This is a genomic window from Bradyrhizobium manausense (genome assembly GCF_001440035.1).
In the GTDB taxonomy this organism is placed as follows: domain Bacteria; phylum Pseudomonadota; class Alphaproteobacteria; order Rhizobiales; family Xanthobacteraceae; genus Bradyrhizobium; species Bradyrhizobium manausense.
This window is the reverse complement of record NZ_LJYG01000047.1, coordinates 16,221-29,596: the sequence shown is the minus strand read 5'-3', so window position 1 is coordinate 29,596 and position 13,376 is coordinate 16,221. Positions and strand designations below refer to the sequence as shown.

The window sequence follows — 13,376 nt, the reverse complement described above, 5'->3', positions numbered from 1 at the left end:
ACAAACTCTTCCCGGATTTCGCTGCGCTCCATCCGGGCTACGAGTGCCTTAAGCAGCCGCCTTCTTCGGCGCGAAACGGCCATAGAAGGTCTCGCCCTTCGCCGCCATCTCCTCGAGCAGCTTGGGCGGCGTGAAGCGCGAGCCGTATTTCGCCTCGAGCTTGTGGCAGAGCTCGACGAACTTCTTCGTGCCCATGAAGTCGATATAGGACAGCGTGCCGCCGGTGAACGGTGCGAAGCCGAAGCCGAGGATCGAGCCGACATCGGCTTCGCGCGGATCGGTGATGACGTGATCCTCGACGGTGCGCGCGGCCTCGACCGCCTGCACCACCAGGAAGCGTTGCTTCAATTCCTCGACGTCGAGCGTGTCAGGATCGAGCTGCTTCGGCTGCAGCGCGGAGAGACCCGGCCACAGGCTCTTCTGACCCTTGCCCTCGGGATAGTCATAGAAGCCCTTCTTGTTCTTGCGGCCGAGGCGGCCCTGCTTCTCGACCATCTCGACCATCAGCTTCTTCTGGTCGGGGTTGATGGCGTTGGGGCCGAGATCGGCTTCGGTGGCCTTCATGATCTTGAGGCCGAGATCGAGCGCGACCTCGTCCGAGAGCGAGAGGGGACCGACCGGCATGCCGGCCATCTTGGCGCAGTTCTCGATCATCGCCGGCGGCACGCCTTCCAGGAACATCTCGTTGCCCTCGGCGACGTAGCGGCCGACGCAACGGTTGGCGAAGAAGCCTCTGGAATCGTTCACGACGATCGGCGTCTTGCCGATCTGGCGGACATAGTCGAGCGCGGTCGCGAGCGCGAGATCGCCGGTGTTCTTGCCCTTGATGATCTCGACCAGCATCATCTTCTCGACCGGCGAGAAGAAGTGAATGCCGACGAATTTGCCCTGGTCCTTGAAGTTCTCGGCCAGGGACGTGATCGGCAGGGTCGAGGTGTTCGAGGCAAAGATCACGTCAGGCTTGAGATATTCCTGCGCCTTGGCAAAGGTGTCGGCCTTGACCTTGCGGTCCTCGAACACGGCCTCGATGACCAGATCGACGTCCTTCAGGGCCGCGTAGTCCGCCGTCGGCGTGATGCGCGCGAGCAGCTTCTCGGCATCATCAGGCTTGGCGCGGCCCTTCTTGATCTGGTCCTCGATGACCTTCTGGGCATGGGCCTTGCCCTTGTCGGCACTCTCCTGGTCGCGATCGATCAGGACGACGTCGAGCCCGGCGCGGGCCGAGACGTAGCCGACGCTCGCGCCCATGAAGCCGGCGCCGATGACGGCGATCTTCTTCACCTTGGTCGGGGCTACGTCCTTCGGACGGCGCGCACCCTTGTTGAGCTCCTGCATCGACAGGAACAGGCTGCGGATCATCGCGGCCGCTTCCTTGGAGCGCAGCACCGAGGTGAAATAGCGCGACTCGACGCGAAGCGCCGCGTCGATCGGCAGCTGCAGGCCTTCATAGACGCAGCTCATGATGGCGCGCGCGGCCGGATAGTTGTCGTAGGTCTCGCGGCGATAGATCGCGTTGCCGGCCGGGAACATCATCATGCCGGCCTTGGAGAACACCGGGCCGCCGGGCAGCTTGAAGCCCTTCTCGTCCCAGGGCGCGACGGGCTTGCCGCCGCCCTTGATCCAGTCCTTCGCGGCCTTGATGAGATCGGCGGCGGGGACGATGGCATGAATGAGGTTGAGCTGCTTCGCCCTGTCGATGGTAACGGGATCGCCCTTGAGCAGGATCGTCATGGCGTCCTGCGGCGGCACCAGCCGCGGCACGCGCTGCGTACCGCCGGCGCCGGGGAACAGGCCGACCTTGACCTCGGGCAGGCCGAGGCGCGTCTTGGGATTCTCCGCAGCCACGCGATAGTGGCAGCACAGCGTGATCTCGAAACCGCCGCCGAGCGCGAGGCCGTTGATCGCCGCCGCCCAGGGCTTGCCTGACGTTTCGATTCCGCGCAGCACCTGCGAGAACCGACGGCTCTGGTCGAACAGCATCTCGTTCGCCGCGGTCTCGCCCTGCTCCTTGAGGACTTTTGCGTAGGCCTGGTTCATGCCTTCGAGCATGGAGAGGTCGGCGCCGGCGCAGAACGCTTCCTTGGCGGAAGTGATGACGACGCCCTTCACGGCGGCATCCGTGGTGGTCGCCTTGACGATCGCCTCCAACTCATTGGTGGAGGTCTCGTCGAGCACGTTCATCGAGCGGCCCGGAATGTCCCAGGTGACGAGCGCAATGCCGTCCGCGTCGGTTTCAACCCTGAAATTCTTGTAAGCCATGTTGGTTGCTCCTACCCCTTAGACGCGCTCGATGATGGTCGCCGTGCCCATGCCGCCGCCGATGCACAGCGTGACCAGGGCGGTGGACTTGTTGGTGCGCTCGAGCTCGTCGAGCACGGTGCCGAGGATCATCGCGCCGGTGGCCCCTAACGGATGGCCGAGCGCGATCGCGCCGCCGTTGACATTGATCTTGGCGTTGTCGATGTCGAAGGCCTGGATGTAGCGCAGCACCACCGAGGCGAAAGCCTCGTTGAGCTCGAACAGATCGACGTCCGACTTCTTCATGCCGGAGCGCGCGAACAGCTTTTCGGTGACGTCGACCGGACCGGTCAGCATCATCGCAGGCTCGGAGCCGATGTTCGCGAAGGCGCGAATTTTGGCGCGCGGCTTCAGGCCGTACTTGGCGCCCGCCTCCTTGCTGCCGACCAGCACGGCGCCGGCGCCATCGACGATGCCCGAGGAATTGCCGGCATGGTGCACGTAATTGACGCGCTCGATCTCCGGGTGCGACTGAATCGCGACACCGTCAAAGCCGCCCATCTGCGCCATCATCGTGAACGACGGCTGCAGCTGCGCCAGCGACTGCATGGTCGTCGAAGGACGCATATGCTCGTCCTTGGCGAGGATGGTGAGGCCATTGATGTCCTTCACCGGCACCACCGACTTGTTGAAGCGGCCCTCGTCCCAGGCCTTGGCCGCGCGTTGCTGGCTCTGCACGGCGTAGGCATCGACGTCGTCGCGCGAGAAGCCGTACTTCGTCGCGATGAGATCGGCCGAGACGCCCTGCGGCATGAAATAGGCCGGCACGGCCATCGAGGGATCCATCGGCCAAGCGCCGCCGGAGGCGCCGATGCCGACGCGGCTCATCGATTCAGCGCCGCCACCGATCACCAGCTCATGCTGGCCGCTCATCACCTGCGCGGCCGCGAAGTTCACGGCGTCCAAGCCGGAGGCGCAGAAGCGGCTGATCTGCACGCCGGGCACGGCTTCGCCGAGGCCGGCTTTCAGCGCGGCAAAGCGCGCGATGTCGGAGCCGGCTTCGCCGACCGGATCGACCACGCCGAGCACGACGTCGTCGACGGAATCTTCCGGCAAATTGTTGCGGTCCTTGAGCGCCTTCAGCGGCACCGTGGCGAGCGCCAGCGCGGTGACTTCGTGCAGCGCGCCGTCCGGCTTGCCGCGGCCGCGGGGGGTGCGAACGTGATCGTAGATGAATGCCTCAGGCATGACGCCCTCCTGATCTGTTGTTCGAATTTTGATGATGCGGAAGCCGACTCAGAACGCTTCCGCCGGCAATTCCATGATGGTGGCGCAGCCGGACTGGATGCGCGCGAGATTGGCCGCGGTCTCCGGCAGCATCCGCTCCATGAAGAAGCGGCCGGTGACGAGCTTGGTCGAGAGATAAGGCGTCGCGCCGCCCTCGGCAATCTTGGCCAGCGTGACCTTCGCCATCTTCGCCCACATGTAGCCGAGCGCGACGAAGCCGAAGAGATGCAAATAGTCGGTTGCGGCGGCTCCCGCGTTATCAGGCTTCATCATCGCGTTCTGCATCAGCCAGGTGGTGGCCTGCTGCAGATGGCCGAGCGAGGTCGAGAGCGGGGTGATGAAGGGCTTCATCGCCTCGTCGCCGCCGTTCTCCTTGGCGAAGGCCATGACCTCGCCGAAGAAGGCCATGATGGCGCGGCCGCCGTCGCGCGGTAGCTTGCGGCCGACGAGATCGAGCGCCTGGATGCCGTTGGCGCCTTCATAGATCATGGCGATGCGCGCATCGCGCACGAACTGCTCCATGCCCTGCTCGGCGATGTAGCCGTGGCCGCCATACATCTGCTGCGCCTGCACCGCATTGGCGAAGCCGTAGTCGGTGAGGAAGCCCTTCAGCACCGGCGTCATCAGCCCCATGTGATCGTCGGCGGCCTGGCGGTCCTTCGGATCCTCCGAGCGATGAGCGACATCGCTCTTCAGCGCGGTCCACATCACGAAAGCGCGGGCGGCCTCGTTGAAGGCGCGGATCGAGAGCAGCGTGCGGCGCACGTCGGGATGCACGATGATCGGATCGGCCGGCTTGTCCGGCGCCTTCACGCCTGACAGCGCGCGGCCCTGGATGCGCTCGCGCGCATAGGCCGCCGCGTTCTGATAGGCGACCTCGGACTGCGCGAGGCCCTGCACGGCGACGCCGAGCCGGGCCTCGTTCATCATCACGAACATGCCCTGCATGCCCTTGTTCTCTTCGCCGATCAGCCAGCCGGTGGCGTTGTCGTAGTTCATCACGCAGGTCGAGTTGCCGTGGATGCCCATCTTGTGCTCGATCGAGCCGCAGACGACGCCGTTGCGGGCACCGACCGAGCCATCCGGGTTCACCAGGAATTTCGGCACCACGAACAGCGACACGCCCTTGATGCCGGCGGGCGCGCCCTCGATGCGGGCCAGCACGAGGTGGATGATGTTGGAGGCAAGATCGTGCTCGCCGGCCGAGATGAAGATCTTGGTGCCCGTGATCTTGAAGGAGCCGTCGGGCTGGCGCACTGCCTTGGTGCGGAGCATGCCGAGATCGGTGCCGCAATGCGGCTCGGTGAGATTCATGGTGCCGGTCCACTCGCCGGCGATCATCTTCGGCACGTAGGTCTGCTTCTGCTCCGGCGAACCATGCACCAGCAGCGCGGCGGTCGCGCCCATGGTGAGGCCGCCATACATCGAGAACGCCATGTTGGCGGAGATCTGGAATTCGTTGACGGCCTGGCTGAGCGTCACCGGCAGCCCCTGGCCGCCGAATTCGGTCGGCGCGGAAAGACCGAGCCAGCCGCCTTCCGCCACTTGCTTGAACGCCTCCTTGAAGCCCTTCGGCGTGGTGACGCTGCCATCGTCAGCGCGCTTGCAGCCTTCGAGATCGCCGACGCGGTTGAGCGGCTGCAGCACCTCTTCGGCGAGCTTGGCGGCTTCGCCCAGGATCGCCTCGCGCACGTCGCTCGAGGCATCGGAGAAGCCGGCGAGGTTGTCGTAGCGGTCGATCTGGAAAACGTCGTTGAGCAGGAAGTTCACGTCTTCGACGGGGGCTTTGTAGATCGGCATGGTGGTCTCCCGGCAGGCCTTGGAAAGTGATGATGCTGAATCAGGATTGGGCAGCGGCGAGCTGCTCCGCCATCAGGCGGTGCAGCATGTTGATGGCCTTGAGCGGACGCACCATCACCTTGAAATGGGTGATGCGTCCCTCGGCGTCGAAGCTGATGATGTCGACGCCGTTGATCTCGATGCCATCGATCATGGCCTTGAATTCGAGCACGGCGCCGCTGGCGCTGCGCCACTCGCCGACATAGCTGAAGCCGGGACCGCCGAGCACCTTCTCGGCACTGGCGAGGTATTTGAAGGTGATGTCGCGCCCGCGCTGCGGGGTGTGCACGACAGGGCTTTCGAACACCGCGTCAGGATGCAGCAGCTCCCATAACGCCTTGGTGTCGTGGGACCTCATGTAGGCGTACCAGGATTCGAGGCCGGTCATTGTCAGGTGCCTCCCAAAGGGCTTTGGCAAAAACGCGAAAACAACCCCATGCACAGTAGCGCCAAGGTCGCTTGTCCGGGGGTCTGGAGCCCCCACCTCATATGCACATTGACGCATATGCGCCGATGCGCATAAAGTCAAGCTGGTTGGTTCAGGATACAGGGAGGCAGGTCACATGGCGCTGGGCGACGCGATCCTCGCATGCCTGACGGAACGTCCGATGACGGGCTACGAGCTCGCCAAGACGTTCGATTCCTCGATCGGCTTCTTCTGGAAGGCCGACCACCAGCAAATCTACCGCGAGCTCTCCAAGCTGCGCGACCGCGGCTACATCCAGGGCCGCGAGGTCGTGCAGACGGGCAAGCCCAACAAGCTCATCTATACGCTCACTCCCGAAGGCCGAACAGCGCTGCGGCACTGGGCCGCGCGGCCGAGCACCCCGCCCTCGATCAAGGACGATCTCCTGGTCCGGCTGCATGCGCTCGACAGCATCGACATCGAGCCGATCCGCACCGATCTGATGGACCGGCTGGAGCACCATCGCGACCGGCACGCCAATTACGAGCGCATCCTGAAGAAGCGTTTTCCTGACGGGACGGCGGAGGGCCGGCTCGACCTCGGCAATCTGCTGCTGCTTCGCCTCGGCGCGCGGCACGAGCAGATGGTGGCGGATTTCTGCGAAGAGGCGCTCGAGGCGTTGTCGGCGATGTCAGGCAAGGGCACCGTGGTGCCGCTGGAGGACGGCAAGCGGGAGAAGGGCTGAGGGCTCCGACGGATCTCCCCTCACGTTCGCTGGCGCACCGCTGCAATCGCAAGCCGCACCAGTTCGGCGAGGTTCTTCGCACTCACCTTGCGCATGAGGTTGGCGCGATAGCTCTCGACCGTCCGCGGGCTCAGATTGAGGCAACGCGAGATCTCCTTGGTTGACCTTCCGCCGATGAGTTCATGCAAGACATCCCGCTCGCGCAATGTGAGAGGCGGTCGGCCTGGAAAATGAAAGATCGGCGGCGAGGCCTGGCGCTTCACAGGGCTTATCGCGGCCCTCACGCGGGTAACGAGGTCGCCTCCGCGAAACGGTTTGGTGACGAAATCGAAGGCACCTTCCTTGATCGCCTGCACGGCCGTTTCGATGTCGCTCCTGCCGGACATCATGATGATCGGCCTCTCAAAGCTATGTTTTCGCAGCTCCTTGAGAACTTCCAGGCCCGATATCTCAGGCAGAACCACATCGACCAGTAGGCAAGAGGGGTTCTTCTCTCGGCAGAGGCTAACGAAGGAAGCAGGCTCGCTGCAGCTGATCACGTCAAAGCCCTCGCTTCCCAGCACGAGCGAGACGATCTGGCAGACCGTCGGTTCATCATCCAGCATGAGCACCGGTCCAGAGAGCTCGTGACGGCAAGCAATTCCCGTAAAATTACGTCTCGTACGATCCATATCGAGTCCAGACATCGCCGCATTCGACGCTGGCCGAATCGGAAGAATGAGGTGTTCGAAAAGTTAGGCGGGAACCGCCAAGCCGCTCGGCTGACCCGGCTCAATTAATCGGCTGAGGAGGAATTGGAGGAACTCGGTGGAGGTCGAGCTCTCCACTTCGAACAATCCACCCGCGGGATCGCTTCGACGATCGGCAAGCCGCTTGCCGCGCCCCGATCGCCGATCACTATTCTCGAATATCGGCTCGCGAAAACTTCCAGGCCGAGTTGGTCCGCTAGGTATAGTGCGATCCCAGGCCAGCAAGCTGATCGCAGAACAGGGCAGGTTGCTGATACGACTGATCCCGGCCAAGCGCCTGGCGCGACGCCGCCGGGCGCCGGAAGATCCAAACCAGACGCATGGCTCGGTCAAGGACATCGCGTTAGGTTGCGCTTTTCAGACCCGATCCATTTGGGCCACGTCTTCAAGAGGGCCTTTGGACTGTTGCCCGGCCACCTTCGCAAGCGCAGGGTGGGCTTCTGATGCCGCAGTCGTCGCAACGGCTTGCTGCGCAAGACCTCGGCGGATGTCGACGAGCTCCCGCTCCAAGATCGTCAGCTCGTCGATGGCCGCTTTCAATTCGCTCTGAAGCGCGCGAAAGCGGATGCGATAGCCATGCCGCTTGGCACCGTTCAACGAGCCGATGATCGATTCCAGATTAGCGAAGGACTCGGCGTATTTTGCGGCCTTTTGCCTGGTCTCTTCGCTCTGTGCGATGAGATCGGCTGCGATCGATCGATGGCTCGACAGATAGCTGCTGAGCTGCAAAGTGGTTACATTGCTCATTTTCGACATCGGATTGGAGGGATGAGACAGAGCTCGGCGTGCCCCGGGCGCCATCGCTTCGGATGGTTAAACCGGCGAGATCGTTGTTCCAACTCGGTTGACGAAAGCTGAACCTGCGACCATCGTGAAAGTACGGGTGTTCGCTGCGATTGTATGCTGCTCCTGTCGCAAGGAGACACCGATAAAGCAGCCTGAGTCGAGTTCATTTGAGCCCCGATCAAGTGTCCCCTGCCCGTGATGAGCAAGGCTGCGCGACGGCCGCTTCGGGGAAGCAAGCCGAACAAAGTCATGCAATGCACCGAGCGCAGCCGCTGACCAATGGTGAACACGCTTTGACGGCTCAACATTTGTTGCACGGGGACCGGAAAGCTACGCAGCCCCAATTTTACCCACCATTAATCGCGACTTTTCTAGTTTTTTTCCAATTTTCACGGAATCCCAAGGGGGGACGCGATGCCGACGATCAGGACGACATTCATTATTCTAAGCAGCGTGGCTGTGCTGGCCGGCTTCGCTACAGCCATCTCGATCATAAAGTCGCGCGGGGCTTCAGCGGACGAAGCAGCGGCATATGACAACCGCTACCGTTCCTACCTTTTGGCAGACGAGCTCCGCCAGAGCTCGGATGATCTCACCCGCCTCGGCCGGACCTACGTGGTCACCGGCGATGCGTCCTACAAAACTCAATATCTCGACATTCTCGCCATCCGCAACGGCGACAAGCCGCGGCCGCAAGCCTATCACCGCATCTATTGGGACTTCGTCGCCGGCGGGACGGCGAAACCGCGGCCTGACTCGGAGACTGTTGCCCTATCGAAGCTGATGAAGCGGCAAGGCTTCACCGATGCCGAATTCCAGCAGCTTGAGCAGGCGCAGAAGAATTCGGACGGGCTCGTCAATCTCGAAGTCGAAGCGATGAACCTCGTCGAGGGCAAGGATAAGAACGGCCAGCCGATCGCCGCGCCGGATCGTACGAGGGCCATCGAACTGCTGCATTCGAAGACCTATCATCAATACAAGTCGCAGATCATGGAGCCGATCGATCGCTTCTTCGTCATGCTGGACGAGCGAACCCAGGCGAGCATCGACGATGCGTCGTCGCGAGCGACCTTGTGGCGAACCGCTTCGGTGGTCGCAATCGGGCTCTTGGTGATCTCGGTGCTGATGCTGTGCGCCTATATGTACCGTTTCGTGGTCCTGAGCCTGTCGAAGATCGAGACGACGACCCGAGCTTTGGCGGGGGGCAACTTCGACGTGGCGATCGAGGAGACCCACCGCAACGACGAAATCGGCATCATCGCGCAGTCGATGGTGGAGTTCCGCGACGGGCTGAAGCGCGCCAGGACCCTGCAGGCTGCAGAGGAGGCGGAGCATGCCGCGAAAGACCGTCGCGCCAATCTGCTCGACAGCCTGGTAAAGCGCTTTGAACAGACGATGCATCAGATCGTCGGCAGCGTCAGCAGCGCTTCATCGGAGCTGGAAGCGACCGCCAGCACTCTGACCAAGACGGCCAATCACACCCAGCAGCTGGCGGGCGTCGTGACCGATGCTTCGGAGAATGCCTCCACCAACGTCCAGTCGGTGGCATCTGCGACGGACGAACTCACCGCGTCGATTCACGAGATCAGTCGGCAGATGCAGGAGTCGACCAAGATTGCAGCTGCGGCTGTCGAGCAGGCCCGTGCCACCGACGACCGGATCAATACTTTGTCCGAGGCGGCGAACCGGATCGGAGATGTAATCAAGCTGATCACGACGATCGCCGAGCAGACCAATCTGCTGGCGCTCAACGCCACCATCGAGGCCGCCCGGGCCGGAGAGGCGGGTCGCGGCTTCGCCGTCGTGGCGCAGGAAGTGAAGGAACTCGCGGCCCAGACCGCGAAGGCAACGGGAGAGATTGGAGGCCAGATCACGTCGATTCAGAGTGCGACCAACGATTCTGTCGTCGCCATCAAGCAAATCGGCGATACCATTGCCCAGATATCCGGCATTGCCACCACGATCGCGGCTGCGGTGGAGCAGCAGGGCGCAGCGACCACCGAGATCGCCCGCAATGTGCAGAGGGCATCCGACGGCACCCGCGAGGTCTCAGGCAGCATCACCAAGGTCAATGCCGGCGCGCAGCAGACCGGCGCGGCGTCATCGCAGGTGCTGGCCTCCGCCAACTCGCTGGCCGCGGAGAGCAGCAGGCTTCAAGCCGAAGTCGCGCAATTCCTCAGCGAGGTCCGCGCGGCCTAGCGCATGGCGGCGCGGCGATCGGGGTAATACCGGCGCCGCCGCCGTACCAAGATGCTCTGCGCCTCGATGCCGCTCAGGCCGACGGTACAGAGGCGCTTCCGACGATGATCAGGCTGAATCGCCAGCACGCTCAGGTCACTATCGCGTCGACAAGGCGCGCCTGGCGATTTCGGCGAACTGCTCCGCTGCCGGCGAGAGTGTGAAGTCGGCCCGACTCAGCAGCGAGACGTGCCGTTTGACGATCGGCTGGCTTAGTGCAACGGCTGCAAGGGTTGGAAACTGCGCCTTGGGCAGCATATGCGCCGGCAGGATGCTGATTCCGGCCCCCTCCGCGGTCAATGCCAGGGCCGTCGTGATGAGCGAGACTTCGAGGGCCGGCTTCAGCTCCTGGCCCGTCTGGCCCAAGGCCTCGTCGATCTGGGTCCGGATCCGCGTTCCGCGGCGCATGGTGATCAGGTCGGAGCCGGCGAGTTCGTCCCAGGTCAGGCGCCGACGCTTCTCGAACCGGCCGTTCCTGATGCCGATCGCCGAGAGCGGGCTTTCCATCAGCGTTTCGATCCGCGCCTCCGACGTACCATCGTCCTCGAAGCTGCCGATTCCGAACTCGGCGTGGCCGGCCATGACGAACGGCAGCAATTCGTCCGGAGCGACATCGAACAGATCGATCCTGACCTCGGGATAGCAGGACCGAAATCTGGCCAGGATGCGCGGCAGCAGGGCCGAGGCTACACCGGCGGAGACTGCGAGGGCGATCCGGCCCGTCCTGACTTCGACGAGGTCGCGCATATGCTGCGCGAGGCCTCGTGCACTCGACAGGATCCGCTCCGCCGCGGGGATTGCTTCCCTGCACGCAGCCGTCGGGTGCAGTGCGCGCGTCGTCCGATCGAACAGCTTGACCTGGAAGTTCTCCTCGATCTGCCGGATGAGGAGGCTGATCGCCGACTGCGTCACGCGCAGCTCGGCCGCCGCCTTGGTGATGCTGCCGAGGCGATAGACCAGGACCAGCGCCTCGAGCTGCCGCATGGTCGGATTCATAAGCTAGCCTCATGAATTTATGAGAATTTTGTGGCTAATCGAAAGAGTTGGGGTGTGCAAGATAATTCTGACCGCGCTCGCCATCCACGCGGCTGATATCGTCGGAAAAACGAAATACAGGGGGAGGGAGACTTGGCGCAGGCGATCAACATCGGCCGTTACATCGACGACCGTCCGCTTTCGGCCTTCCAGGTCCGCGCAATCTGTTTGTGTGCCCTCGTGATCGGGCTCGACGGCTTCGATGCCCAGGCGCTCGGCTTCGTCGCGCCGGCGCTCAGCAAGGACCTGCATCTGGCTCCCGGCGCGCTTGGTCCTGTGTTCGGCGCCTCGTTGTTCGGCGTGATGATCGGCTCGCTGCTGTTCGGCGCGCTGGCCGACTATTTCGGTCGCAAATGGCTGGTGATTGCGGGCGTGATCGTATTTGCGCTGGGCTCGCTGGCCACCAGCAGGGCCGGAAGCGTTCAGGACCTCGTGGTGCTGCGCTTCCTGACCGGCCTCGGTCTTGGTGGCGTCCTGCCGAATGCGATCGCACTGACCGGCGAGTATTCACCGCAGCGCCGCCGGACGCTGCTGATCATGCTGATGTTCATGACGGTGTCGCTGGGATCGGCGATCGGCGGTTCGGTCGCGGCCAGGCTGATTTCGGCCTACGGCTGGCAGGGCATCTTCGTGATCGGTGGCGTGCTTCCGCTGCTGCTCTGCCCGGTCCTGATCGTATGGCTGCCGGAATCGCTGTCGCTGCTGGCGCTCGACCAGCGCAACAGCGGCCGCGTCCGCTCACTCCTCGGGCAGATCGACCCGTCGGCGAAGTTCGCGGATGACGCGCGCTTCGCCGTCATCGAGGAAAGCGGCAAGGGATTCCTGTTGCCGCAGCTCTTCGCCAACCGGCGGCTCGTGCCGACGCTGCTGTTGTGGATCATGTTCTTCATGAACATGCTCGACATCTACTTCCTCAACAGCTGGCTGCCGACGCTGACGCATGGCGTCGGCCTCGACGTCGAGGCCGCGATCTCCGTCGGCATCGCGTTCCAGCTCGGTGGGATGGTCGGCACGGTCGCGCTGGGATTGCTGATCGAGCGGCTCGGCTTCCATCGTGTCCTGTTCCTGACCTACGTCGCCGGCTTCGTCTCGATCGTGACCATCGGATTTGCCGGAGCCGTGCTGCCGATCCTGGTGCCGGCGGTCTTCATTGCGGGCGTCGCGGTCATCGGCGGCCAGATCGGCTGCAACGCCTATGCGGCGCGGCTCTATCCGACCTATATCCGCGCCACCGGAATCGGCTGGGCGCTCGGCATCGGCCGTTTGGGCTCGATTCTCGGCGTGACCGTCGGCGGACTGATGCTCGCCGCGCATTGGAGCGTCCCGTCGCTGTTCCAGACCAGCGCGGTGCCGCAGCTTTGCTCCGCGCTGGTGATCCTTGGCCTTGCCTTGCTCAGCATGCGCCGCGGCGGCGCGGTCAGCGGCCAGCCCCGGGACGACGAGCTTTCGGTGGCGAAGCGCGCCTGAGCCAGCGCGAGAACACGCCAGAGAAGAAGAGATGACATGAAAGACATCCAGACACAGGTCCTGATCGTCGGCGCGGGGCCAGTCGGCTTGACCGCCGCCATGGATCTCGCCTCCCGCGGCATCGACGTCGTCGTCGCCGAAATCCGCTCGCCCGGCGAGCCACCGAACGTCAAATGCAACCACGTCTCCGCGCGCTCGATGGAGGTGTTCCGCCGCCTCGGCATCGTCCGCGAGGTGCGCGAAGGCGGCTTGCCGGCCGACTTCCCGAACGACTGCGCCTATCGCACCGCCGTGGTCGGGCGCGAGCTGACACGGATCCCGATTCCCTGTCGCGCCGATCGCTACACCGCGACCGGCGGCCCCGATACAGACTGGCCGACACCCGAGCCGCCGCACCGGATCAACCAGATCTATCTCGAGCCGATCCTGTTCGCGGCCGCCGAGGCCCGGCCGGGAATCCGGATTCTCAATCGCGTTCAGGTCGCGCATTTCGAGCAGGGCGCAGACGGCGTTGTGGCGCGGGCGCAGGCCCTGGATGATGACCAGACCATCACCATCGCGGCCGATTATCTGATCGGCTGCGACG

The 13,376-nt window shown here is 63.7% G+C and carries 10 protein-coding genes and 1 pseudogene; 4 read left to right on the top strand and 7 right to left on the bottom strand.

Going from position 1 to position 13,376, the window contains the following annotated elements; genetic code table 11:
- Positions 1–48: 48 nt before the first annotated feature.
- Genes AOQ71_RS11325 through AOQ71_RS11310 form a run of 4 tightly spaced genes read right to left on the bottom strand, consistent with a single transcriptional unit; the run spans position 49 to position 5,752 of the window.
- Entirely contained in the window at positions 49–2,259 is a 2,211-nt protein-coding gene (locus AOQ71_RS11325; protein ID WP_057746020.1) for an FAD-dependent oxidoreductase, read from the bottom strand.
- An 18-nt stretch (positions 2,260–2,277) separates the two neighbouring features.
- Entirely contained in the window at positions 2,278–3,486 is a 1,209-nt protein-coding gene (locus AOQ71_RS11320) for an acetyl-CoA C-acetyltransferase (RefSeq protein ID WP_057746017.1), read from the bottom strand.
- A 48-nt stretch (positions 3,487–3,534) separates the two neighbouring features.
- On the bottom strand, positions 3,535–5,325 hold the full coding sequence (locus AOQ71_RS11315) for an acyl-CoA dehydrogenase C-terminal domain-containing protein (RefSeq protein ID WP_057746014.1): 1,791 nt from the start codon (positions 5,323–5,325) through the stop codon (positions 3,535–3,537).
- 40 nt (positions 5,326–5,365) lie between these two features.
- Entirely contained in the window at positions 5,366–5,752 is a 387-nt protein-coding gene (locus AOQ71_RS11310; RefSeq protein WP_057746011.1) for a nuclear transport factor 2 family protein, read from the bottom strand.
- Positions 5,753–5,927: 175 nt separating this feature from the next.
- Here AOQ71_RS11310 and AOQ71_RS11305 point away from each other — a divergent pair, with 175 nt between their 5' ends.
- Complete coding sequence (locus AOQ71_RS11305; RefSeq protein WP_057746008.1) at positions 5,928–6,515, top strand: PadR family transcriptional regulator; 588 nt, start codon at positions 5,928–5,930, stop codon at positions 6,513–6,515.
- 20 nt (positions 6,516–6,535) lie between these two features.
- Here the strand turns inward: AOQ71_RS11305 and AOQ71_RS11300 are convergent, their stop codons facing one another.
- Entirely contained in the window at positions 6,536–7,120 is a 585-nt protein-coding gene (locus tag AOQ71_RS11300; protein WP_057746005.1) for a response regulator transcription factor, read from the bottom strand.
- A gap of 501 nt (positions 7,121–7,621) precedes the next feature.
- Positions 7,622–8,011 carry a hypothetical protein gene (locus AOQ71_RS11295; protein ID WP_157083488.1) on the bottom strand — a complete coding sequence of 130 codons (390 nt, stop codon included), beginning with the start codon at positions 8,009–8,011 and terminating at the stop codon, positions 7,622–7,624.
- Positions 8,012–8,464: 453 nt separating this feature from the next.
- On the opposite strand from AOQ71_RS11295, the gene AOQ71_RS11290 reads away from it, so the two are divergent.
- Entirely contained in the window at positions 8,465–10,249 is a 1,785-nt protein-coding gene (locus AOQ71_RS11290; RefSeq protein WP_057745999.1) for a methyl-accepting chemotaxis protein, read from the top strand.
- Between the two features lie 138 nt (positions 10,250–10,387).
- Here AOQ71_RS11290 and AOQ71_RS11285 read toward each other — a convergent pair whose 3' ends face one another.
- Positions 10,388–11,284 (bottom strand): LysR family transcriptional regulator, encoded by an 897-nt coding sequence (locus AOQ71_RS11285; protein WP_057745996.1) that lies wholly within the window; start codon positions 11,282–11,284, stop codon positions 10,388–10,390.
- A gap of 132 nt (positions 11,285–11,416) precedes the next feature.
- On the opposite strand from AOQ71_RS11285, the gene AOQ71_RS11280 reads away from it, so the two are divergent.
- Both AOQ71_RS11280 and AOQ71_RS47645 read left to right on the top strand, forming a co-directional pair.
- Positions 11,417–12,790: an MFS transporter gene (locus AOQ71_RS11280; protein WP_057745991.1), complete on the top strand. Its 1,374-nt coding sequence runs from the start codon at positions 11,417–11,419 to the stop codon at positions 12,788–12,790.
- 36 nt (positions 12,791–12,826) lie between these two features.
- Positions 12,827–13,376 (top strand): annotated as a pseudogene (locus tag AOQ71_RS47645) (FAD-dependent monooxygenase); the annotation flags it as partial.

What these genes read in the sequence shown, in the direction of transcription:
- AOQ71_RS11325 (WP_057746020.1), bottom strand. Translation starts at nt 2,259, where the DNA reads ATGGCTTACAAGAATTTCAGGGTTGAAACCGACGCGGACGGCATTGCG.
- AOQ71_RS11320 (WP_057746017.1), bottom strand. Translation starts at nt 3,486, where the DNA reads ATGCCTGAGGCATTCATCTACGATCACGTTCGCACCCCCCGCGGCCGC.
- AOQ71_RS11315 (WP_057746014.1), bottom strand. Translation starts at nt 5,325, where the DNA reads ATGCCGATCTACAAAGCCCCCGTCGAAGACGTGAACTTCCTGCTCAAC.
- AOQ71_RS11310 (WP_057746011.1), bottom strand. Translation starts at nt 5,752, where the DNA reads ATGACCGGCCTCGAATCCTGGTACGCCTACATGAGGTCCCACGACACC.
- AOQ71_RS11305 (WP_057746008.1), top strand. Translation starts at nt 5,928, where the DNA reads ATGGCGCTGGGCGACGCGATCCTCGCATGCCTGACGGAACGTCCGATG.
- AOQ71_RS11300 (WP_057746005.1), bottom strand. Translation starts at nt 7,120, where the DNA reads ATGCTGGATGATGAACCGACGGTCTGCCAGATCGTCTCGCTCGTGCTG.
- AOQ71_RS11295 (WP_157083488.1), bottom strand. Translation starts at nt 8,011, where the DNA reads ATGAGCAATGTAACCACTTTGCAGCTCAGCAGCTATCTGTCGAGCCAT.
- AOQ71_RS11290 (WP_057745999.1), top strand. Translation starts at nt 8,465, where the DNA reads ATGCCGACGATCAGGACGACATTCATTATTCTAAGCAGCGTGGCTGTG.
- AOQ71_RS11285 (WP_057745996.1), bottom strand. Translation starts at nt 11,284, where the DNA reads ATGAATCCGACCATGCGGCAGCTCGAGGCGCTGGTCCTGGTCTATCGC.